The organism is Bradyrhizobium sp. cf659 (assembly GCF_900113725.1).
In the GTDB taxonomy this organism is placed as follows: domain Bacteria; phylum Pseudomonadota; class Alphaproteobacteria; order Rhizobiales; family Xanthobacteraceae; genus Bradyrhizobium.
The window spans coordinates 83,135-104,363 of sequence record NZ_FOQJ01000012.1; the positions used below are offsets into that span (position 1 = coordinate 83,135).

At 63.8% G+C, this 21,229-nt stretch carries 17 protein-coding genes and 1 pseudogene; 3 read left to right on the forward strand and 15 right to left on the reverse strand.

The window, feature by feature from the left end:
- Positions 1 to 234 precede the first annotated feature (234 nt).
- The 9 genes and pseudogenes from BM118_RS33435 to BM118_RS33470 all read right to left on the reverse strand — a co-directional run bounded on the left by BM118_RS33435 (position 235) and on the right by BM118_RS33470 (position 11,414).
- The gene (locus BM118_RS33435) at positions 235 to 3,552 is read right to left on the reverse strand and encodes a molybdopterin-dependent oxidoreductase (RefSeq protein WP_092191591.1); all 3,318 of its coding nucleotides are present in this window, start codon (positions 3,550 to 3,552) and stop codon (positions 235 to 237) included.
- A 26-nt stretch (positions 3,553 to 3,578) separates the two neighbouring features.
- Positions 3,579 to 4,538 (reverse strand): bifunctional Delta(1)-pyrroline-2-carboxylate/Delta(1)-piperideine-2-carboxylate reductase, encoded by a 960-nt coding sequence (locus BM118_RS33440; RefSeq protein ID WP_349529666.1) that lies wholly within the window; start codon positions 4,536 to 4,538, stop codon positions 3,579 to 3,581.
- A gap of 19 nt (positions 4,539 to 4,557) precedes the next feature.
- Positions 4,558 to 5,220 (reverse strand): helix-turn-helix domain-containing protein, encoded by a 663-nt coding sequence (locus BM118_RS33445; RefSeq protein ID WP_092191303.1) that lies wholly within the window; start codon positions 5,218 to 5,220, stop codon positions 4,558 to 4,560.
- 64 nt (positions 5,221 to 5,284) lie between these two features.
- Entirely contained in the window at positions 5,285 to 6,514 is a 1,230-nt protein-coding gene (locus tag BM118_RS33450; RefSeq protein ID WP_092191305.1) for an ABC transporter substrate-binding protein, read from the reverse strand.
- Positions 6,515 to 6,613: 99 nt separating this feature from the next.
- Entirely contained in the window at positions 6,614 to 7,591 is a 978-nt protein-coding gene (locus BM118_RS42685) for a branched-chain amino acid ABC transporter permease (RefSeq protein WP_349529717.1), read from the reverse strand.
- 60 nt (positions 7,592 to 7,651) lie between these two features.
- A pseudogene (locus BM118_RS42690) lies at positions 7,652 to 8,527 on the reverse strand (branched-chain amino acid ABC transporter permease); the annotation flags it as partial.
- A gap of 8 nt (positions 8,528 to 8,535) precedes the next feature.
- The gene (locus BM118_RS33460) at positions 8,536 to 9,237 is read right to left on the reverse strand and encodes an ABC transporter ATP-binding protein (protein ID WP_092191309.1); all 702 of its coding nucleotides are present in this window, start codon (positions 9,235 to 9,237) and stop codon (positions 8,536 to 8,538) included.
- Positions 9,234 to 9,992 carry an ABC transporter ATP-binding protein gene (locus BM118_RS33465; RefSeq protein ID WP_092191310.1) on the reverse strand — a complete coding sequence of 253 codons (759 nt, stop codon included), beginning with the start codon at positions 9,990 to 9,992 and terminating at the stop codon, positions 9,234 to 9,236. The genes BM118_RS33460 and BM118_RS33465 overlap by 4 nt, the downstream gene beginning before the upstream one ends.
- Positions 9,993 to 10,130: 138 nt before the next feature.
- A complete protein-coding gene (locus tag BM118_RS33470) occupies positions 10,131 to 11,414 on the reverse strand; it encodes an NAD(P)/FAD-dependent oxidoreductase (protein WP_092191312.1) in 1,284 nt (427 codons plus the stop codon).
- Between the two features lie 170 nt (positions 11,415 to 11,584).
- Between BM118_RS33470 and BM118_RS33475 the strand changes: the two genes are divergently transcribed.
- Entirely contained in the window at positions 11,585 to 12,517 is a 933-nt protein-coding gene (locus BM118_RS33475; protein ID WP_210189073.1) for a LysR family transcriptional regulator, read from the forward strand.
- Between the two features lie 235 nt (positions 12,518 to 12,752).
- Complete coding sequence (amaB, locus tag BM118_RS33480) at positions 12,753 to 14,309, forward strand: L-piperidine-6-carboxylate dehydrogenase (RefSeq protein WP_092191316.1); 1,557 nt, start codon at positions 12,753 to 12,755, stop codon at positions 14,307 to 14,309.
- Between the two features lie 20 nt (positions 14,310 to 14,329).
- Here the strand turns inward: amaB and BM118_RS33485 are convergent, their stop codons facing one another.
- The 6 genes from BM118_RS33485 to BM118_RS33510 all read right to left on the reverse strand — a co-directional run bounded on the left by BM118_RS33485 (position 14,330) and on the right by BM118_RS33510 (position 20,256).
- Positions 14,330 to 15,646, reverse strand: a complete 1,317-nt coding sequence (locus tag BM118_RS33485) for an NAD(P)/FAD-dependent oxidoreductase (RefSeq protein ID WP_092191595.1) — start codon at positions 15,644 to 15,646, stop codon at positions 14,330 to 14,332.
- A gap of 45 nt (positions 15,647 to 15,691) precedes the next feature.
- Complete coding sequence (locus BM118_RS33490; RefSeq protein WP_092191597.1) at positions 15,692 to 17,008, reverse strand: NAD(P)/FAD-dependent oxidoreductase; 1,317 nt, start codon at positions 17,006 to 17,008, stop codon at positions 15,692 to 15,694.
- A 125-nt stretch (positions 17,009 to 17,133) separates the two neighbouring features.
- The gene (locus BM118_RS33495) at positions 17,134 to 17,880 is read right to left on the reverse strand and encodes an amino acid ABC transporter ATP-binding protein (RefSeq protein ID WP_092191318.1); all 747 of its coding nucleotides are present in this window, start codon (positions 17,878 to 17,880) and stop codon (positions 17,134 to 17,136) included.
- Entirely contained in the window at positions 17,877 to 18,644 is a 768-nt protein-coding gene (locus tag BM118_RS33500; RefSeq protein ID WP_244550295.1) for an amino acid ABC transporter permease, read from the reverse strand. The genes BM118_RS33495 and BM118_RS33500 overlap by 4 nt, the downstream gene beginning before the upstream one ends.
- Positions 18,645 to 18,691: 47 nt before the next feature.
- Positions 18,692 to 19,408, reverse strand: coding sequence for an amino acid ABC transporter permease (locus tag BM118_RS33505; protein ID WP_092191320.1), 717 nt, complete (start codon positions 19,406 to 19,408; stop codon positions 18,692 to 18,694).
- Between the two features lie 17 nt (positions 19,409 to 19,425).
- Positions 19,426 to 20,256 (reverse strand): transporter substrate-binding domain-containing protein, encoded by an 831-nt coding sequence (locus BM118_RS33510; RefSeq protein WP_092191322.1) that lies wholly within the window; start codon positions 20,254 to 20,256, stop codon positions 19,426 to 19,428.
- 198 nt (positions 20,257 to 20,454) lie between these two features.
- Here BM118_RS33510 and BM118_RS33515 point away from each other — a divergent pair, with 198 nt between their 5' ends.
- Positions 20,455 to 21,225 carry an IclR family transcriptional regulator gene (locus BM118_RS33515; protein WP_092191324.1) on the forward strand — a complete coding sequence of 257 codons (771 nt, stop codon included), beginning with the start codon at positions 20,455 to 20,457 and terminating at the stop codon, positions 21,223 to 21,225.
- Positions 21,226 to 21,229 lie beyond the last annotated feature (4 nt).

The window sequence follows — 21,229 nt, forward strand, 5'->3', positions numbered from 1 at the left end:
CGGTGCGGCTTGCAATGATCCGCCCCTGTTCCCTTATCGGCTGAATTTTGCTCAGCGCTTCCTCTTGCCGGGAGAGTAACGACCGGTACTTGGGCACGCCACCACGATTTCAATGTGCAACTGATACTTTTTTGATGCGCAACACCCGGCTCGACTCCGTAGCGCCCGACCGGACGATAGGCGTGGTGAGGCGACTGATCGCTAGTCTAGTGGACCCAGCTTCCGCTGCCCCCGTTATGCGTCGATGACAAGATCGGAAAGTGGGACGGCCTGGCATGTCAGGCAATGCCCCTCATCCAACTCCGCACAATCGACGAAATGACGAACCTCGCCGGTCTTTATCGGCACGGCACAGCTTTCGCATTGTCCGACACGGCAGCCGCTTGGAAGCGTAAGCCCGGCGCCTTCGGCTGCCGCGAGGATGCTGGTGAGCGGCGCCTGCGGCGACCATGTCAGCGTGCGGCCAGAGCGTGCGAAATGGATTTGACGCGGCACGAGGTCATCGAGCGCGGATGGCGCGGGCGAACGGAAACGTTCCCTGAAGATCTCGAAGGCAGGCACGCCACGCGCCTGGAGGCCTACGCTCACCTCTTCCATCATCGCATCGGATGCGCACATGTAGAAGCGCGCACGCTTGTGCAACAATTCCGGATCGATATCCGACACGGTGAACCGACCTTGCCGGTCAAACCGGTCGCCGCTTCGCGGCCGACTCAAATGCATGACCAGGGTCAGGTTCGGCAGCCTCTGCCGCAGCGCTTCAAGCCGATGCTGGAACGGTCTGCTCAGGCCATCGCGGCAGCCATAATGCAGCGTCACGCGCGGCTCGTCGGCGGCCCCCTCCAGCGTTTCGAGATAGGACAGGAATGGTGTGATGCCGATGCCGCCGGCGATCAGAACGACCGGAAATTCGTTGCGTAGCGGCAGGACGAAACCGCCTTTCGGTGACTGTAATTCGACGACGTCGCCAAGCGCGAGCGCATGCGCGATCGCCGTCGAGACCCGCCCGCCCTCGATGTGCCTGACGCCGATGTCGTAGGCCTCGGGTGACACGACCGCGGCTCCGGTGAGCGAATAGGAGCGGATCGCCTCGCCCATCCGGACGCTGACATATTGGCCCGGCCGGAAAGCCGGAAGTGAGCCACCGTCGACGGGCCGCAATGTCAGCCCGACCACATCGGAACATTCCTCGCGACGCTCCGCGACGGCGAATGACCGCCAGCCCTGCCAGGACGTACTCACCTCAGGTGCGACATCGCAGGCAAAAGAGCGCAGCGCCAGCGCGCCGCTCAAGGGATCGCGGCCATCTTCGGCGATGATGGCGTTGAAGCTCGCGCCGACAGGCTGTGTCTCGTCCGGGCGATAGCCCGGAAGGCCAAGATCCGGCGCCGGCTGCCACCAGCCATAATCGCTCGCCACCACATCCTGCGCGAGCGCATCATTAAAGGTGGCCCGCATCCGGATCGTGCCGATGCGGCTGCTCACGCGCATCCAGTCACCTTCCTGGATACGCCTGCGGCGGGCGAGTTCAGGATGAATCGCTGCCGTCGGCTCCACGCGCTTGCGACGCAGCGCATTGATGCCCCGATGCTGGCTATGGCAGAAATAGCCGCTATTGGCGGAGAACAGCGTCAGCGGAAACGCCTCGTCGCGCTGCTCGGCTGGTTCGATGAAGAGCGGTACCGCGGGATAGCCATGGCGATGCAGCAGTTCCGAATAGAGCTCGGCCTTGCCGGTTTGTGTGGCGAATCCGGTCGTCTCGTATTTGCGATGGAGATGCTCGAGCGGCACGCGAATGCCCTCCGGCCTGGCCCGTAGCGCTTCGAGGTCGAGTCCGAGCGGCGCGAGCAGATGCTCGAACCCCTTCTCGACATCGCCGTCGAAGAACAGCTCGCCCATGCCGAGCCGTTTGGCGAGCTGGAACACGATCCACATATCCGAACGGGCCTCGCCCTGCCGCGGAATCATCTGCGGGCGCAGCTGCACCAGTTCCTGCGCCTCGGGCGAAATCTCGAAGCCCAGGCGCAGCGCCTCGTGCTCCCAGGGACTCGAGACCGGCAGCACGATGTCGGCCATCTCGGCGGTCGGGTTCAGGAACAGATCGCAATGGACCTGGAAGTCGAGCGCCTTCAGCGCCTTCCGTCCACGCTCTGGCGCCGGATGCGACACGAGAAGATTGGAGCCGAACGCGAACAGCGCGCGCACGCGGTAAGGCTTGCCGGTCAGGGCCGCGTCATAGAAATCGCTGGAGGTGATCCAGCCGTCGGTCGGCGGGCCGAGCGGGCGCTCCGAGAGGCCGAGCGTGCGTGCTCTCGTCTCCGGCGGGATCATCGCGATGGAATGCAACGAGGGCACCGGAAGGCTGGGCATCCGGACATTGCCGCCCGGCGCATCGAAGCAGCCGGTCAGTGCATAGAGCGTTGCGACGGCGCGTTCGGTCTGTGAGGCATTGGTGTGCTGTCCGAGCCCGGTCCAGCCGTGATAACAGACCGATGCCGCAGCCGAGATCGTGGCCGCGAGTTGCTCGACCTGCGCCGCCGGAATGCCGGTGATGCGCTCGACCATCGCGGGATCGTAAGGCTCGGCCGCCGCGACATAGTGATCGAAACCTGTGCGGCAGGCGATGGGGCCGTCGGGCCCGATGACTTCGAAGCTTCCTTCGAGCGCAGCCGCAGCGAGCCCGTCCGCGGCGAGCACCGCACGACCTGCGGCCTTGTCCCAGACCAGGAAGCCGTCACCTGCCAGGCCAATATCGCCGGCGCGCAGAAAACATCCATCGCTGTTGCGGACCAGGAAGGCAGCATTGGTCCAGTGCCGTACGAACTCGGCGTCGAAGGCGCGGTTGACGATCAACCAGCGTGCCAGGCCAAGCGCCAGCGCGGCATCGGTGCCGGGGCGGATCCGCAGCCACAGATCGGCGTCGCGCGCCGAGCCGGTCCGGCGCGGGTCGATCACCGCAAGCTTGGCGCCCCGCGCCCGCGCGGCGCTGATCGCCTCCGCCTGGGCCAGCCAGACATTGGCGGGGTTGTGGCCCCAGAGCAGAATCAGTTCGGAATTGCGATAGTCCGCTGTCGGCAGGCCACAGCCGAAGGTGAAGGCGTGGGCGTGGTCCTTGTGCCAGTTGCAGATCTCGGTGGAGAAACAATTGTTGGGGCTGCCGAAGCCACGGACGAAGCGCTGGATCCAGTCCAGGCTGTCGGATGTCGAGGACGAGGACCCCGACGTCACGGCGAACGCGATCGATTCCGGCCCGGTCTCCTCCCGGTAGCGCCCAAGCCGCTCGGCGATCTCGCTCAGTGCCTCGTCCCAGGATATTGGCACGAAGCCCGGATCGGTGGCGCCCTTCGGCGCGGTGCGGCGCAACGGCGTCTTCAGGCGCCGGGCTGAGTGCGCGATCTCCGGAGCGGCCCTGCCCTTTGGACACAACGCCTTGCCGGTTGGATGAGCCGGATTCGGCCGCACAGCGACCAGCCTGTCATTCTCGACCACGTTGATGGTGCCGCAGCGGGAGCGGCACAGCGTGCAGAAGCCAGGCTTTTCCTGCTCGGACATCGTCAGGCTTTCGTTGTCGCGCGCCCTCACTCGGGAGACCGTACGAGAGAACTCGGATTGGCCAGCAGGCTCGCGGCCGCGAGATCCTCGATCGCCGCGCCGACCGATTTGAACAGGGTGATCTCGTTGCGGTCAAGGCGACCCGACTTCGTGCCATTCGTCAGTTCATGGAGATCGCCGCAGATGCTGTCGGCGCTCCAGCTTCCGGCGGCGATGGGTTGCAGCAGGTCTCCCGCCTCGGCGAGTGCGCCGGCATAGGTATCGACGAAGACGCGGCTGCGCAAAACGGCTTCATCGTCGCTTTCGCGCATCTGCGGCCTGAAAGCACCGACGAGGTCGACATGGGTTCCCGGCCGCAGCATTGCCCCTTTGACGAGAGGTTCGGTCGAGGTCGTGGCGCAGGTGACGATGTCAGCCTGCGGCAATGCCTCGGCAAGGTCGGCCGCACCGGCCGCGTTGACGCCCTGCCGGGCAAGCGTATCGGCCAGGGCCAGCGCGCGCTGAGGATTGCGTCCCCAGACCAGCACCTTCTCGATCGGCCGTATGGCGCGGTGGGCTGCGACGAGGTGAGGTGCGAGATGGCCGGTTCCGACGACAAGCAGCGTGCGGCTGTCGGCGCGCGACAGATAGTCGGATGCCAGTGCCGAGGCGGCCGCAGTGCGCCGGTTGGTCAGGGCTTCACCGTCGATCATGGCGCGCGGCTGGCCGGTCTGGCCATCGAGCAGGAAATAGAGCGACGACACCGCTCCGAGACCGCGTTCGGCATTCTGCGGAAACACCGTGACAAGCTTGACGCCGAGTGCTTCGCCGCGGATCCAGGCCGGCATCGTCAGGAGACTGGCGGGCGCACCGTCAACGCCGACCTCATAGGCCTGCCGCAACGGCATCGGCTCGCCGTCGCGCCTGAAAGCTTCACGCAATGCCTCGATCAACCTGGGAAAGGCAAGCGCGGCATGGACGTCGGCAGCGGAGTAACTGCGCATCATCGATATCATTCCGTCCTAATCATGAAAGCGCGCTGATGCCGGTGCAAATCCAGATGACTTCGGCATCCTCCTTGCTCAACGACACGATGGCGTGGCCCATCTTGCTGTCGAAATAGGTGCTGTCACCTACCTCGAGCGTGACGGGGGCATAGAATTCCGTGAACACCCGGACGGTACCGGACAGAACGCACAAGAACTCCTCGCCCTCGTGACGCACCCAGCCGGGGAAATCGTCCAGGCTGCGCGCCCTGATCCGCGCCTTGAACGGCAGGATGTGTTTTTGCGAAAGGTCGGTCGCCAACACCTCGTAGTCGTAGGTGTCGGTCGGGTGCGGCTTGCCCTCGCCGTTTCGGGTGACGCTGCGGCGGCCAAAGGGCGCGCTCTGGCGACGCTGGTCGAACAGCTCGACGATGTCGAGATCGACCCCCCGCGTGATCTTCTGAAGCACGTCATAGGTCGGCGACATCTGGCCGTTCTCGATCTTCGACAAGGTCGAACGCGCAACCCCCGATCGCTCGCTCACCTCTTTCAAGGTCAACCCCTTGTCGGTCCGTGCGCGCTTCAGTCTGTGACCGAGGTCGTCGTTTCTCTCGGCCGGCGCGACGTCGGCCGAGAAACGCGCGGGCACGATCTCAGCGGCCGCGGTCTCCCTCAGCGACGGTCGCGTCGCAGTCTTCTTCATCGCGGCTCTCTCCCTTTTATTGCGTATGTGCGGCCCCGGCGGCGCGGCCCGCCGGGGCTTTACCTCACTTCTTTACGAGGGGGCATTCACTCTGGGCAAGAGACTGGAAGGCCTGCTCCCCAGGGACGGTGGCCACGACATTATAGTAGTCCCATGACTGCTTCGATTCGGAAGGTTTCTTGACCTGGACCAGCAGCATGTCGTGGACCATGCGGCCATCCTCGCGCACCTTGCCGCCCTTGGCGAAGAAGTCGTCCACGGGTAACTCGCGCATCTTGGCAGCCACAGCCTTGGCTTCATCGGTGCCGGCGGCCTGGATCGCCTCGAGATAGTGCCGGATCGAGGAATAGACGCCGGCCTGCGGCGCGGTCGGCATGACCTTACGCACCTCGAAGAAGCGCTTGGCAAAAGCGCGCGTCTCGTCGTTCTGGTCCCAATAGAAGCCCTCGATGAACGAGATCCCCTGAGCGGTCGACAGGCCGAGGGCGTGGACGTCGGTGATGAACACCACCGGCGCGGAGACGGCCTGGCCACCCGCGATGATGCCGAACTCATTGGCTTGCTTGATCGCGGTCGTCATGTCCTTGCCGGCGGTGGCGAGAACAATGACCTTGGCTTTCGACGCCTGCGCCGGCAGCAGAAACGCCGAGAGATCGTTCGCGCCGAAAGGATGGCGGATAGTGCCCAGAACCTTGCCGCCGTTCGCCTTGATCGCCTCGCTCGCGATCTTCTCGAGCGAATGCCCGAACGCGAAGTCGGCGGTAATGATGAAGAACGTATCGTTGCCCTTGTCGATCAGGGCCTTCATCGGTCCCACCGCGTTGGAATAATTGTCGTAGACCCACTGAAAGCCGGTCGGCGAGCACTGCTTGCCGGTCAGATCCGTCGTGCCGGGAGACGAGAACAGCGCGACACGATTGGTGTCGCGCGTCAACTGCTGCACCGCGAGCGCGATCGCGCTGTTGGTGACGTCCGAGATCGCATCGACCTTCTCGTTCTCGATCCAGCGCCGGGCGATGCCGACGCCGATGTCGGCCTTCTGCTGATGATCGGCGCCGATGATCTCGATGGGCTTGCCGAGAACCTTGCCGCCGAAGTCCGCCGCCGCCATCTGCGCCGCCAGGAGCGAGCCCGGCCCGTTCAGGTCGGAGTACTGGCCGGACATGTCGGTCAGCACGCCGATCTTGACCACATCGTCGCTGACCTGGGCCACGGCCTGACCGCCGACGGCGACCGAACCGAGGCAAAGCGCGGCCGCGATCCCGCGTAGGAGTTTGGAACACGTCTGTTGCATGATCTATTCCCTGTTATCAGATCCGCTCTTCCGAGCGGGCTTGGCCCGGTCCTGTCCTGCTCCGCCGGATGGCGAAGCCTTTGTTCAAAATGTCTCAGCTCACTCCTGTGGCGCGACCGCCACCTCGCGGAGCGCGGCGGGCGCCGCCGCCGGTGTCCGGCGCAGGCGATGCCCGAGCTCGATCAATTCGCCGACGATGCCGCGCCGGAAGGCGAGCACGCAGAGCACGAAGATCAGGCCGTGAATGACGGTGACCCATTGCCCGAATGCCGCCAGATAGTTCTGCATCGCGACGACGATGAAGGCGCCGACGAGCGGGCCGTAGAGCGTGCCGACGCCACCGAGAAACGTCATCAGCAGCACTTCGCCCGACATCGACCAGTGCACGTCAGTGAGGCTGGCGAGCTGGCTGACGATCGCCTTGGTCGAACCCGCAAGCCCCGCCAGAGCCGCCGAGAGCACAAAGGCCACGAGCTTGTAGCGATTGGTTTCAAAGCCGAGCGACTGGGCACGCACGTCATGATCGCTGATTGCCTTCAACACGCGCCCGAACGGCGACCCCACCAGCCGCATGATCAAGAAGAACCCGCCGAGGAATATCACCAGCACGAAGCCGTAGAGATTTGCCGGCTGCGAAAGGTCGATCAGGCCGAACAGCATGCCACGCGGAATTGCCTGTAAGCCGTCCTCGCCGCCGGTGAAGCGCGCCTGGAGCGCCACGAAATAGACCATCTGCGCGAACGCAAGCGTCACCATCGCGAAGTAGATGCCGCTGCGACGAATAGCGAGCCAGCCGGTGACGAAGCCGAGCATGGCCGCCGTTGCAGTCCCGGCCAGGATCGCAAGTTCGGGAGATAGCCCCCAGATCTTGGCGGCATGGCCGCAGACATAGCCGGCCGAGCCCAGGAACATCGAGTGGCCGAAGGAGACGAGGCGCCCGTATCCGGCGACCAGATTGAAGGCGCAGGCGAACAACGCGAAAATCATCGCCTTCATCATGAAGCCGGGATAGACGACGAGCGGCGCGGCCGCGAGGCAGCCGGCGAGAGCCAGGAAGATCAGCGTCTGCGTACGCATTGACGGCGCCGTCGCCGAGAGGCCGGACTGCGGTTGGCCCTGCGCCGCCTCGAGCTTCGAGCCGAACAACCCCGCCGGACGGATCAGCAGCACCACCGCCATGACGACAAAGACAACCGTCGTCGAGGCTTCGGGATAGAAGGCTTTGGTCAGGCCCTCGATGATGCCAACGAGGAATCCGGTCACGATCGCGCCCATGATCGAGCCCATGCCGCCGATCACCACCACCGCAAAGACGACGATCAAGAGATCTGCGCCCATCAGAGGACTGACCTGGTAGACCGGCGCGGCCAGCACGCCCGCCAGCGCGGCGAGCCCGACACCGGCGCCGTAGGTCAGTGTGATCATGCGCGGGACGCGGATTCCGAACGCTTGAACCAGCATCGGGTTTTCGGTCGCCGCGCGCAGATAGGCGCCAAGCTTGGTGCGCTCGATGACGTACCAGGTGCCGAGGCAGATCACGACAGAGGTTACGATCACCCAGGCCCGGTAGTTCGGCAGGAACATGAAGCCGAGATTGCGGCCTCCAGTCAGCGCCTCTGGAATCGTATAGGGCTGGCCGGAGGATCCGAACCAGTTGCTGAAGGCGCCCTGCACCATCAGCGCGAGACCGAAGGTGAGCAGCATGCCGTAGAGATGGTCGAGCTTGTAAAGGCGCCGCAGCAGCAACACCTCGATCACGATGCTGATCGCACCGACGATGAGCGGCGCCAGGATCAGCGCCCACCAATAGCCGACGCCGAGATAATTGAGCAGAAGCCACGCGCCCATCGCGCCGATCATGTACTGCGCACCATGTGCGAAGTTCACGATGTTCATCATTCCGAAGATCACCGCCAGCCCGAGGCTCAGCATGGCGTAGAAGGCGCCGTTGATGAGCCCGAGCAGGAGCTGGCCATAGAGGACTGCGGAAGGGACGCCGAGGATCGTGGTCATGATGCCCTTTAAAGTCCGAGATAGCTCTTGAGCGCGCCCGATCTACCTTCGAACTCCGCGCCCGGAATTTCCTCGACGACGCGGCCGAGCTCCACGATGTAGTGCCGGTCGGCGAGGCCGGCGGCGAAGCCGACATTCTGCTCGACCAGCAGGATGGTGAAGCCGAGCGCCTTCAGTTCGGTGATCGTCCGGCCGATCTGGCGGATGATCACGGGAGCGAGCCCCTCGGTCGGCTCGTCGAGCAGCAGGATGCGCGCGCCGGTGTGCAGAATGCGCCCGAGCGCCAGCATCTGCTGCTCGCCGCCGGACAGCTTGGTGCCCTGGCTGTCGAGACGCTCCTTCAGATTGGGAAACAGCGTGAGGATCTGCGCGATCGTCATGCCGCCGGCCGCGACCTTCGGTGGCAGCAGCAGGTTTTCGCGCACGCTCAGGCTCGCGAAGATGCCGCGCTCCTCCGGGCAGAAGGCGATGCCCTTGCGCGCGATGTCGTAAGGCGCAGCGCCAATGAGTTCGTCACCGTCGAGCGCGATCGAGCCCGAGCGCTTGTCCAGCAGCCCCATGATCGCCTTCAGTGTCGTGGTCTTTCCGGCACCATTGCGGCCGAGCAGCGTCACCACTTCGCCGGTGCGGACACTGAAATCCATTCCATGCAGGACTTTGGACTCGCCGTACCAGGCCCGGAGGTTGCCGACCGCAAGGCTCTCACTCATTGTGCCTGCCCCGTATAGGCAGCCATCACGTCGGCGCGCGAGGACACTTCGGCATAGCTTCCTTGCGCTAGCACTTCGCCGCGCACCATCACGGTGATGGTGTCGGCGAGTTCGGCGACCACATTCATGTTGTGCTCGACCAGCAAGACCGTGCGGCCCTTGCCGGCCTCGCGGATCAATTGCGTCACTCGCCCGATATCTTCATGACCGAGGCCCGCCATCGGTTCATCGAGCAGCAGCACGCTGGGCTCCAGCGCGAGCGTCGTCGCCAGTTCGAGCACGCGCTTGCGGCCATAGGAAAGACTGCCCGCCATCGTCCCGGCATAATCGGACAGGCCGAAGCGCTCGAGCAACGCGTCGGCGCGCTCCAGCACGCCACGATGATGCGAAATCCGGCCGAGCAGATTCCAGGCGAGACCATGCTCGCGCAGCAGCGTGAGCTCGATATTCTCGCGCACGGTCAGTCCGGCGAAGACCGCGGAGATCTGGAAGGAGCGCACCACGCTGCGCTTGGCCATCGCCGGCATGCTGAGGCGGGTAACGTCCTGGCCATCGTGCAGGATCGTGCCGGCCGAAGGCGGAAGGAATTTCGTCAGAAGGTTGAACAGGGTGGTCTTGCCGGCCCCGTTGGGGCCGATCACGGCGTGCATGCTGTTCCGGGCAAGGCGGAAGTTGACGCCGTTGACGGCGAAGAAGCCGCCGAACTCGCGGCTCAGGCCGCGGGTCTCCAGAGCGTAAACGGCGCTGTCCGTCATGCTTTTGCCTGCTGACGCCTGGATCGCAGATTGGAGAAACGCGCTTGGACCAGACCGCGGGCCCATCCTTGATCAAAAGTTTCCTATCGTCAACTTATTTCCTATAGGATCACTTTGCCGCAATTCTGAATTTCGGGTCTACAGCCGCGCCTCGATCAGATGGACGAACTGCGCCCCGACCTCGTACAGCGCGGTCCTCGCGCTCCGGAAATTGGGCTTGATCGGCGACGATGCCGGAAGCGGCAGGTCCTTCTCGTCGAGTTGTCCGAGCGCGTAGAGGGCGAGCAAACGCCCGAACGTCGTACCGGGCGCAATGCCGCGCCCGTTGTAGCCGCTAAAGCCGAACACGTTTTCAGCGAGCTTGTGGAAGCGCGGCAGGTGATCGTCAGTCATGCCGATCAGGCCGTACCACTCCGCTTCGAACCTGACGTCACCGATTTGCGGGAAAAGCTTCTTGAGCGCCCGTCGCGCCCAGGATCGATGAACCGCAGCACCCGTCCCTCGGAGCGCGCCGCAACTTCCGAACACGAGGCGGCCGGCGCGATCGAAGCGAAACGAACTCAGCACCTCATTGGTGTCCCAGGCACCTTGCCGTTCGGGAAGAATGGATGCGCGAACGTTGTCGGACAACGGCTGGGTGGCGAAGTTGAAATAGGGCAGATGGATCTGCTCCGTTCTGACTTCGGACCAGGGCCCCGTCGCATAGGCGTCCGTCGCCACGATGACGCGATCGGCGATGACGTGGCCGCCCGCAGTGTGCAGCTTCCACTTTCCATCAATCTGCTCGGCCGAGGTGACCGCGCTGCGCGTGAATATCTTGGCGCCGGCGTTCAGGGCGGCGCAGGCGAGGCCCCGTGCATAGGCCAGCGGCTGAATCGTACCCGCGCGCCGATCCCACAACGATCCTGCATAGGCCGACGAGCCAATTTTCGTGGCGGTGTCGGCAGCGTTCAGCAACTCGACCGGCGCACCGCGACGGCTCCACTGCGCCACACGCTGCTCCAGCTCCCTCAACCCTTTGAGCCCGACGGCGCAATGGAGCGTGCCGGCACGCTCCACCTCGCATTCGATGCGGTGGCGCTCGATCAGATCGAACACCAATTTCGGGGCGTCGCCCAGCAATGCGAGCAGACGCTCGCCGTAATCGCCACCGAGCACATCGCCAAGGACGTCCGGCATCACCCACATACCGGCATTGACCAGGCCGACGTTCCGGCCGGCCCCGCCAAAGCCGATCTCCACCGCCTCGAGCAGCGCGACATTGGCGCCCGCCTCAGCGAGATGGAGCGCAGCCGACAGACCGGTATACCCGCCGCCGACGACGGCCGCGTCGACCCTGATCGATCCGTTCAGTCCGCTCGTTTCCGGGGCCGGTGGCGCGGTCAACTCCCAAAGACCGTGGGATCTGGCGTTGTCTAGCATCGGCTCCGACGTCCTCGTCTGTTACCGCCCGCAGGGTCGAGTTGTCCGAGTCGCGTTGACTGGATCATTCCAATTCAGCAAGTGAGATGCCGACCATTGCAGGGGCGCCGAATACCTGGACTGCGGGTCCGGGCGGTAATCTAGCGTTGCCAGTTGCGCCGGGCCAAGTCATGTTTGGTCAAGACCTCATTCGGTCGGAGAATGATGTGCAAAGCCCCCGTCGTTTCTTACCCTCGCTTCCCCTGCTGGCCGCCTTTGAAGCGGCGGCGCGGACCGGGAGCATCACAGCCGCAGCCAGGGAGCTGTCGCTGACGCAGAGCGCGGTGAGCCGCCAGGTCAAGGCTCTGGAGGAGCAGCTCGAGGTCGAGCTGTTTCATCGCGAGCGGCAGACCATCCGCCTGACCGTGGGTGGCGACGCCTATGCCCGCGAGATACGCGATGCGCTGCGAAAGATCAGCACCGCCTCGCTCAATCTGCGCGCCAATCCGTTCGGCGGCACGCTGACCCTCGCAATCCTTCCAACCTTCGGCACACGATGGCTGGCGCCGCGACTGCCCAAATTTCTCGCCGGCAACCCCGGCATCACCATCAATCTGGTCACGCGGTTGTCGAGCTTCGACTTCAGGCTGGAGCCCGTCGACGCCGCGATCCATTTCGGGCGCCCGGAATGGCAGGGGGGCGAACTGGCACTGCTCCGGTCGGAGACCGTGGTCCCCGCCTGCAGCCCAGAACTGCGAAGGCAATATGATTTCAAGGAAGCAAGCGATCTCCGGAAGGCCCCTCTCCTGCATTTGACGACGCGTCCGGACGCGTGGGAGCAATGGCTGACGCTGCACGGCGTCGACGCCTATGCCGTCCATGGCATGCTGCTGGATCAGTTCGCCACCGCATCGCAGGCGGCGATTTCCGGGCTCGGCATCGCCCTGCTTCCCGACTTCCTGATCGAGGAGGAGCTGAGCACCGGCAAGCTGGTGCGCGCCCTCGATCTGCCAATGAAAAGCGCCGAGGCCTACCATCTGGCCTGGCCGACCGATCGCGCGGCCCACCCGCCACTTGTTGCCTTCCGGGAATGGCTTCTCCTGGAAACGGCGCCGGACCGCTGATGGCTGCTCCCTGACAGGGGTGGGTGCGCTGGCTTATCGCACCCCTCTGCGCTTAACTCCCTATCATTCGCCATTGGAATGACTTGTTGAGCTTCTATCGTTTGAAAACGCCTGATCATTGTCCTTTCTACGAGGTGAGACATGACGCCGTTGAACGAATCCACTGACGGCGCCGTGGTCAATCGCTGACAGCCAGCCCCTCTGAAACAACGCCAGCCCCCGGAAAGAGCCACTCATGTCCGTCACGTTATCCAGTCAGACCGGAAAGCTCTCACTCAAGGCCGAGGTCGACGCGCTGCTGGTTGAACTCGGTGTCGATCCCGCCAGCTACGGCAATGGAACGCTGGTGGCGAAAACCCCGATCACCGGCGAGGCCGTGGCCCATGTCAGGGAAGTCGATGCCGCCGGCGCGACCTCCGTCATCGACAAGGCTCACGCGGCGTTCCTGCAATGGCGCCTTGTCCCTGCCCCCAAGCGCGGCGAACTCGTTCGGCTCCTTGGCGAAGAGCTTCGCACCAACAAGCGCGCGCTCGGCCGGCTCGTATCCATCGAGGCCGGCAAGATCGAGTCGGAAGGTCTCGGCGAAGTCCAGGAGATGATCGACATTTGCGACTACGCCGTGGGGCTTTCCCGCCAGCTCTACGGCCTGACGATCGCCACCGAACGCCACGAGCACCGCATGGCGGAGACCTGGCATCCGCTCGGCGTCACCGGAATCATCTCGGCGTTCAATTTCCCGGTTGCGGTCTGGGCCTGGAATGCCGCGCTGGCACTGGTCTGCGGCAACAGCATCGTCTGGAAACCCTCGGAGAAGACTCCTCTCACCGCGCTGGCGACGGACGCGCTGTTCGGACGTGCATTGAAGCACTTCAAGGCCGACGGCGGCTCGGCGCCTGAGGGGCTGTCGGCCGTGCTGATCGGAGGACGTGAAATCGGCGAGGCTCTCGTCAACAACGCCAGGGTCCCCCTGGTCTCGGCGACCGGCTCGACCGCGATGGGACGCGCCGTCGCTCCCAAGCTCGCGCAGCGCTTTGCCCGCGCCATACTGGAGCTCGGCGGCAACAATGCAGCGGTGGTCGCGCCGACCGCCGATCTCGACCTGACGCTGCGGGGCGTTGCCTTCGCGGCCATGGGGACGGCCGGCCAGCGCTGCACCACGCTGCGACGCCTGTTCGTTCACGAGAGCGTCTATGACAGCTTCGTGCCCCGGCTGAAGAAGGTCTATCAGTCCGTATCGGTCGGCAATCCCCTAACCGGCAATCTGGTCGGCCCTCTCATCGACGGCCTCGCCTATGAAGCGATGCAGCGTGCACTCAGCGAAGCCAAGGCCTCGGGTGCTGCCATCGTCGGCGGCGAGCGCGTCGCCGTCGCCGGTGCCGACGCAGCGTTCTATGTACGACCGGCGCTGGTCGAGATCGGCGGACAGACCGCAGCGGTCGAGCGCGAGACCTTTGCGCCGATCCTCTATGTCATGAAGTACAGCGACTTCGATGCGGTGATCGAATTGCACAATGCCGTTCCGCAAGGTCTGTCATCGTCGATCTTCACCAACGATCTGCGCGAAGCCGAAGCCTTCCTGTCGGCGCGAGGCTCCGATTGCGGCATCGCCAATGTGAACATCGGCCCTTCGGGCGCCGAGATCGGCGGTGCGTTCGGTGGCGAGAAGGAAACCGGCGGCGGGCGCGAATCCGGGTCGGATGCATGGAAGGCCTATATGCGCCGCGCCACCAACACCATCAATTTTGGCCGCACTCTGCCGCTCGCCCAGGGCGTCAGGTTCGACGTGGACTAAATACAAATGGGTGTGGAAAATCAGGCGGCTCTCTTCAGGCGCTTGAAGCGTTCCATCCGGAAGGGGGCAGGATCGACACAGGGTGTCGATCCGATCACCAGATCAGCCATCAGCGCGCCCGCACCAGGGCCAATGCCGAAACCGTGACCGGAGAAACCTGTCGCGAGATAGAAGCCCGGAACAGAGCCGACCGGCGCGATCACCGGTACAGCATCGGGCGTAACGTCCATGAGACCAGCCCACATCTTCGTGATCCTTGCGTCGCCGAACGCCGGGAAGGCCTCGCGCAGATGGCTCACGCCGCCCTGAGCGAACCGCCACGACGGATCTGGATCGAGAATGCGGACCTGCTCGAAAGGCGTAACCTCGTCACTATTCCAGCGTCGAGCCATCGACAACTCACGAAAGAACTGGCCGCCGACGCGAAGCGTCAGTTCATTCCAGCTCTTGATCAGCGTCGGCGTGTAGTCGCAGAACAAGCGGAAGCTGTCCGGCGTGATCGGGGCTATGTTTGCGTTGCGTTGGGCGACGGTAAAGCCGCCGTCCAGACGGCGACGGAAAGCGAAGTTGCCTGCACCGACGGCAAAATTCGGAACGCCGTCGACCGAGGACAGGCGGACGACGCTGCCAAGGATCTTCAGGACGGGAAGATCGATGCCCAGATTGCCGGCGAAGAGGCGCGACCAGGCTCCTCCCGCCAGAACCACAGACGAACAGCGGATCTCACCGCGTTCGGTCACGCAGCCGCTGACCCGGCCCGCCGATCGCTCGATGGAACGGACCGCACAATTGGTGAGGATATGCGCGCCCTTGGCGGCCGCTCCTCGCGCAATCGCCGGGGCCGCAATGAACGGCTCGGCCTTGCCATCGCTCGCCGTGTGCAACGCCGCGCGGAACGGCTTCGCCGCACCGGGAATCAGGGTCTCTAGCGCCTCGCCACTCACAAGGCGGGAATCGAGACCAAGCGGAATGGCGTGCTTCAACCACGCTTCATACATCGCAACGTCGGCATCGGTGTCGCAGAGATAGGCGATGCCGGCCTGTTGAAAACCCGTTTCGCCGTCGATGCGCGCGTTCATGCCGCGCCAGAGCCGAAGACTCTCGATGGCAAGCGGTAGCTCGGCGGGGTCACGCCCCATCTGGCGCACCCAGCCCCAGTTTCGCGACGACTGCTCCGCCCCGATCAATCCCTTCTCGCATAAGGCAACGCTGACGCCGCGCTCAACCAGCGAGAGCGCCGTCGATACGCCGATAATGCCTCCACCGATGATGACGACGTCCACCTTCGCGGGCAGTTCCTGCGGCGTGACGACGAGGTCGGGAATTATTCTGGACAAATTGTCCTCCTTCAAGACGAGCGCATGGACCCGTGCGCCGCTATTTCAGCGTCCCGGACGGTCGAGGAAATCGCGCAGGCGATACCAGCCGGCAAACAGCGGCACGAACCACGGCTTGCCCGAATAGAAGGGCACGGCTGTGAATGTCTCGCGGTCGAAGGCCGAGGGCATGTTCTGCTCACCGAGAATTTTGCGCGCTGTCTGGTAGCCGAGAAAGGTCATCAGCGCGACGCCGTTGCCGTTGCAACCAGCCGCGAAATCCGCGCCGTCGCGGGCGCCGAGATGGGCGATCTTGTCGACGGTCATGGCCACGCGCCCGCTCCAGGCATGAGTGATCTTCACGCCCGCAAGCTGCGGCCAAATGGCCAGCATGCGCGCATAAAGCCGCTTCGCGGCAAGCTTGTCGGGCATGTCGAAGATGCCCGGGCGTGAACCGAACAGAAGCCGCGTCCCGTCGGGCGACGGCCTGGCGTAGATCAAATCACGGCGCGTGTCGGACACCATGCGGGCCTGCGGAATGAGCTCGGCCAGGAGATCGGCCGGCAGCGGCGCGGTGGCAATCTGATAGCTCTTGACCGGCACGATGCGGCTGGCGAGGCTCGGTGTCGCATCGGCGGCGGTGTAACCGTTTGTGGTTGCGACGACGTGGGCAGCCCGAATGCTGCCGCGAGCGGTCGGCACGACTTTCTCTCCTCTCGCAGCATCCTGCACGACACCCGCACGCGCATGCGAGCGCAGCATGACGCCGGCGGCGCGCGCCCGGTCACGCAGCGCCTTGTGATACTTGCCCGGATGCAGACCGCCATATTGATCGATCACCATGCCGCCATGATAGTAGTCCGAACCGATCGCCGCCCGCTGATGCGCGCGGTCGAGGCAATGCACGGTCACGCCCGTCTTTTCCGCCAGGAGCGTGCCATGCCGCTTCAGCGTTTCGTAATCGCCCGTGGCGTGGGCGCCGAAAAAGCGGCCGGTGAGCGCAAGACCCGCATCCAGCTTCTCCGTCTCGACCAGCATCTTCAGATAATCGAAGCTTTCGTTGCTCTCGCCGATCAAGCGCGAGAAGAGCGCCGGATCGATCCCCTTGATCGCCCCACCAACCACCAGCTTCTGGCCACTCGACACCATGCCGCCCGAGCGCGTCGAGGCTCCCTCCCCGATCCGGTCACCGTCGATGACGACGACGGAGCGCCCGGCACGCGCCAGATGAGTCGCCGCATTCAACCCGGCATAGCCCGAGCCAATGACCACAACGTCGGCTCGCTCCGGCATCGGATCGAGATCGGTCTCCGGTTCCGCGGCCTCCCACCAGTAAGGCGTCTCCTTGAAGTCCTTGGCGTAGATGTCGTCAAAACGAGGCATGATGCATTGGGCCTTCCGGCCCACCTTTCATTGCACATGGGATGGCAGCACCGCGCAGCGCACGCCCAATCCCGACCAGTCGGCTGCATCGGGCCGGACCACACCCGTCCGCCCCGATGATGCGATCAGAGAACCTGACCGAGGAATTCGCGAGTGCGCGGGTCTCGCGGATTGTCAAAGAGTTCTGCAGGAGGCGCACTCTCCACGATCAGGCCATGATCGGTGAAACAAACGCGGTGCGAGACGTCCCGGGCGAACTTCATCTCGTGAGTCACGATAATGCAGGTGAGACCTTCCTCCACCAGTTCGCGGATCGCGAAGAGCACGTCCTTCACCGTTTCGGGATCGAGCGCAGCCGTCACCTCGTCGAACAGGATCACTTCCGGCTGCATCGCGAGTGCGCGGGCGATCGCCACGCGCTGCTGCTGGCCGCCGGAAAGCTGCCCCGGATAGCTGCCCGCCTTCTCCGAGAGCCGCACCTTCTTCAGGAGCTTGCGGGCTCGCTCCTCGACTTCGGCGCGATCGTGTCCGAGCACCTGGATCGGCGCCATCATGATGTTATCCAGTGCCGTGCGGTGCGGGAACAGATTGTACTGCTGGAACACCATCGCCACCTGATGGCGCAGCGCCCGCATCTGCTTTTCCGACCTCATTTCATGCACACGGTGTCCGCCGACCCGGACAAAGCCTTCGTCCACGGGAATCAGGCCGTTGATGCAGCGCAGAACGGTGGACTTTCCCGATCCGGAGGGGCCGATAATGCAGACTGCCTCGCCCTTCTGCACGAACATCGAAATGCCCTTGAGAACTGGGACGTCACCGAAGGACTTGCGGACGTTATCGAGCTCGATCAGCGCGTCGATGCGGTTCACAGGCTTTCTCCCTTCACCGCGCGCTCCCACCGACGCGCGACGGCAGCGATCGGATAGCAGTAGGCGATGAACAGGAAGAGGATGGTCAAATAGAAGTAGACGATCACCCGTTCGTTCTCCATGGCCAGCAAACTGTTCAGAATCGTCAGCACGTCCTGGATTCCGGTAACCGTGGCGAGCGCTGTCGCGATCATCAGCAGCGCGTAGAGATTCATCCAGCCTGGGATCATGCGCCGCAGCGCCTGTGGCATGATCACGTGGCGATAGATCTGGCCGGTGCCATAACCGAGCGAACGTGCCGCTTCCCACTGGCCGCTGTGAATGGACTGAACTGCACCCCGGATCACCTCGGAGAAATTCGCCGCCGTCGGCAACGCAAGGCCGATCACGGCCTTCACGAATGGCGGGAACGGAATGGTCGTGCCGAAGACGTGCATCTCGAACGGCAGGAAATAGAGCGTCGCAAAAAGTAGGACGAGCCAAGGTGAATTGCGCAGGAAATTCATCAGCAGAAAGGACGGGACCCGGATCGGTCCGAACCTGGCGAGCGTCGCAAGACCCATGATCGTACCGAGCACCGTCGCCAGTGCCATAGAGGCGATCGAGAGAATGATATTGAGGACAAAGCCGCCCGTGATCGGCCAGCCGGACGCCGAGCCGGTGAGAAGCAGAGGAAGCCGCACCAGCACGCGGCTCCAGTGCGCCGAGCCGCCCGCCGCGGCATCGACCGCGATCCAAACGACGACGCCAAGGGCGATCAGCATTAGAACGGCGCGCTTCTTTCCTTCATATGAGAGCACGGAGCCCACGATCAATGCTCCCTCCCGTAACCTGGGAAGGCCATGAAGGCTTCGAGTCTCGCCATTGCAAATGTGAGAATGGACACCAACACCACGTATATCAGGAGGACCAGAATCATGACCTCCAGCGTGCGAAACGTGTCATTGTAGATCTGTCCCGCATAGTACATCAGTTCCGGCACGGTGATGACGGATGCCTGCGACGTCGTCTTGAAGAGGTTGGTCAGGATGTTCGTCAGTCCCGGCAGGCAGATGCGCGTGGCGATCGGCGCCTCGATGCGCCAGAAGCGGGCCCATCGGCCGTACCCCAGTGAGCGCGCCGCATCGATGATCGACCGCGGCATGGTTTCGATGCCCGAGCGGAAGGCCTCGATCGCCAGCGCCCCACCGAAGAGACTGAGCGAAGTCGCAGCACAGGCAAAGGCACTGAGAAGCGGAACCGATAATCCCGTCGACGGATCGGTCACCCTGAGGCCGAGGGTTGAGAGGGTGAAATAGGCAAACAGCATCTGCAACAGCGGCGGCGTGTTGCGGAACACCTCTACGAATAACTCGATCAGGGCATCGAGCCAGAAGATCCGCAGCGTGAGCCCGAGGGCCCCGAGCATGCCGATGAGGATGGCGGCGCTCGATGAGAGCGCCGCCAGCTTCAGCGTGTTGACGACACCGGTCAGCAGCCATTGCTGGTACGCAGGATCCGCGAGCCAGGAATAGTCGAGACCGAACAAAGGCCGCTCCGTGTCCGTCAGTTCTTCTTCGCAGCCGCAGCCTTTGCCCGCGCCGCAATGTAGTCGGAGTGCGGCATGCCGAACTCGGTCTCCCACGCGATCAGCTTGCCTTCGGCCTCGGCCTTCCCGATGGCCTTGTCGACGGCTTCGTGGAATTCCGCGTCTCCCTTGCGGAGGCCGCCCGCCATCGGCTGGAATTCATAGGGTGCCACCGCGATCTTGTAGCTTGCCCAATCGGGCTCCTTGAGCTTCTGCTGAAGCGTCATGTCGTCAAAGACGAAGCCGATGCAACGATTGTCTTTCAACGCGCGATAGGCTTCCGGCTGGGTCTTGAAGGCCACGAGATTGATGCCGAACTCCTCGGTCATCTTCTTGTTGTAGTAGGAGCCCTGGATGCCGCAGATCGACTTGCCCCTCAGCTCTTCCCACTTTGAGATCGTCGCTTCCTTGGCCGCCAGCACAGACGGGCCGGCAGCGGAAACGTATTCCGTCGTGAAGTCGATGACCTTGCCGCGCTCGGCCGTGACGCCGAGCGTGGCGAAGATCGCATCGATGCGGCCGGCGGTCAGGAATTCGATGCGGTTGGAAGCGACGACAGGCACGAGCTCGATCTTGTCCTCGGAGCCAAGGAGCTCCTTGGCAACGTACTTCGCAAGCGAGACCTCGAAGCCGACGACGTCGCCCTTGTCGTTCAGATAGCCATAGGGCACGTAGTCATTCTTCACGCCGACGACGAGCTTGCCGCGTGCCTTGACGTTCTCAAGCGTGCCCGCCACGGCGGCGCCACCAACAAGGAAGGCAGCGAGCGCAAGCGCGGAAACACCCATCGTCCTTTTGAAGCCTGTCATCCTGTTCCTCTGGAAAAATCACGGCCTTCCAGCGCTTTTGCCACAGCGCCGCGTCAGCCATCAGCTGTTTGCGAATGGAGAAATCAGGTCGCTCAAAAAATATGCATCGTTCTCAAGCGACCTAATTTTCATCATTGGAGACACATCTTTCTCAATGTACAAGTTGCCAAGGTCACTTTTTTCATAATGTGAGATTCCATGCCGGCGATCGCCCAACCGCCATCCGGCGGAGCCCAGTTGCTCGACCGGACCGTCATCCTGCTGGATCTGGTCGCCGATGGCGGCGTCGAGGGCCTGTCGCTCAAGGACCTGGCGGCCCGCTCCGGGCTCAACACCGCCACCTGTCACCGCATCCTCAATACGCTGGTCGGTCACAAGCTGCTTGCCCGCGACGACAAGAAACGGCGCTACAGGCTGGGTGCACGCATGGCGATCTATGGCGTCCGCGCCGCGCGCGGCCCCGGCATCATCAGCCGCTGCGAGGTCGCGCTGTCCCGGCTCAGGCGCCGCACCGGCGACACGACCCACCTGATGGCCCGCTTCAACCACGATTCCGTTTGTCTCGACCGGCGCGACGGCGAATGCATCGTGCCGACGCTGACGGGATCGATCGGCGGCTTCGTGCCCCTCGGCGTGGGCCCCGGCTCGATCGCGATGCTCGCATTCCTCGACGAGGACGAGCAGGACTACATCATCCGCGCCAACCTCGGGCGCTACGCGTCCTATCGCAACCTCACCGAGGACAAGGTTCGACAGCTGATCGCCGACACCCGCCACCGTGGTTACGCGGTGGACGTGGGCGAACTCATTCCCGGCATTGCCGGAGTTGGATTGCCGATCATGAAGCCGAGCGAAAAGCCGGGCGCGGCGCTCAGTTTCACGCTGCTCTGCGCCAAGCTGAGGCCAGGCGTCCTCGAACAGTACGGCGCCCTCCTGAAGGAGGAAATCGACGCGATCGTCGGTCAGTAGGAAG

Coding starts and splice junctions, on each gene's coding strand:
- BM118_RS33435 (WP_092191591.1), bottom strand. CDS start 3,552: ATGTCCGAGCAGGAAAAGCCTGGCTTCTGCACGCTGTGCCGCTCCCGC.
- BM118_RS33440 (WP_349529666.1), bottom strand. CDS start 4,538: ATGATGCGCAGTTACTCCGCTGCCGACGTCCATGCCGCGCTTGCCTTT.
- BM118_RS33445 (WP_092191303.1), bottom strand. CDS start 5,220: ATGAAGAAGACTGCGACGCGACCGTCGCTGAGGGAGACCGCGGCCGCT.
- BM118_RS33450 (WP_092191305.1), bottom strand. CDS start 6,514: ATGCAACAGACGTGTTCCAAACTCCTACGCGGGATCGCGGCCGCGCTT.
- BM118_RS42685 (WP_349529717.1), bottom strand. CDS start 7,591: ATGCGTACGCAGACGCTGATCTTCCTGGCTCTCGCCGGCTGCCTCGCG.
- BM118_RS33460 (WP_092191309.1), bottom strand. CDS start 9,237: ATGAGTGAGAGCCTTGCGGTCGGCAACCTCCGGGCCTGGTACGGCGAG.
- BM118_RS33465 (WP_092191310.1), bottom strand. CDS start 9,992: ATGACGGACAGCGCCGTTTACGCTCTGGAGACCCGCGGCCTGAGCCGC.
- BM118_RS33470 (WP_092191312.1), bottom strand. CDS start 11,414: ATGCTAGACAACGCCAGATCCCACGGTCTTTGGGAGTTGACCGCGCCA.
- BM118_RS33475 (WP_210189073.1), top strand. CDS start 11,585: ATGTTTGGTCAAGACCTCATTCGGTCGGAGAATGATGTGCAAAGCCCC.
- amaB (WP_092191316.1), top strand. CDS start 12,753: ATGTCCGTCACGTTATCCAGTCAGACCGGAAAGCTCTCACTCAAGGCC.
- BM118_RS33490 (WP_092191597.1), bottom strand. CDS start 17,008: ATGCCTCGTTTTGACGACATCTACGCCAAGGACTTCAAGGAGACGCCT.
- BM118_RS33500 (WP_244550295.1), bottom strand. CDS start 18,644: ATGCTGATCGCCCTTGGCGTCGTCGTTTGGATCGCGGTCGATGCCGCG.
- BM118_RS33510 (WP_092191322.1), bottom strand. CDS start 20,256: ATGACAGGCTTCAAAAGGACGATGGGTGTTTCCGCGCTTGCGCTCGCT.
- BM118_RS33515 (WP_092191324.1), top strand. CDS start 20,455: ATGCCGGCGATCGCCCAACCGCCATCCGGCGGAGCCCAGTTGCTCGAC.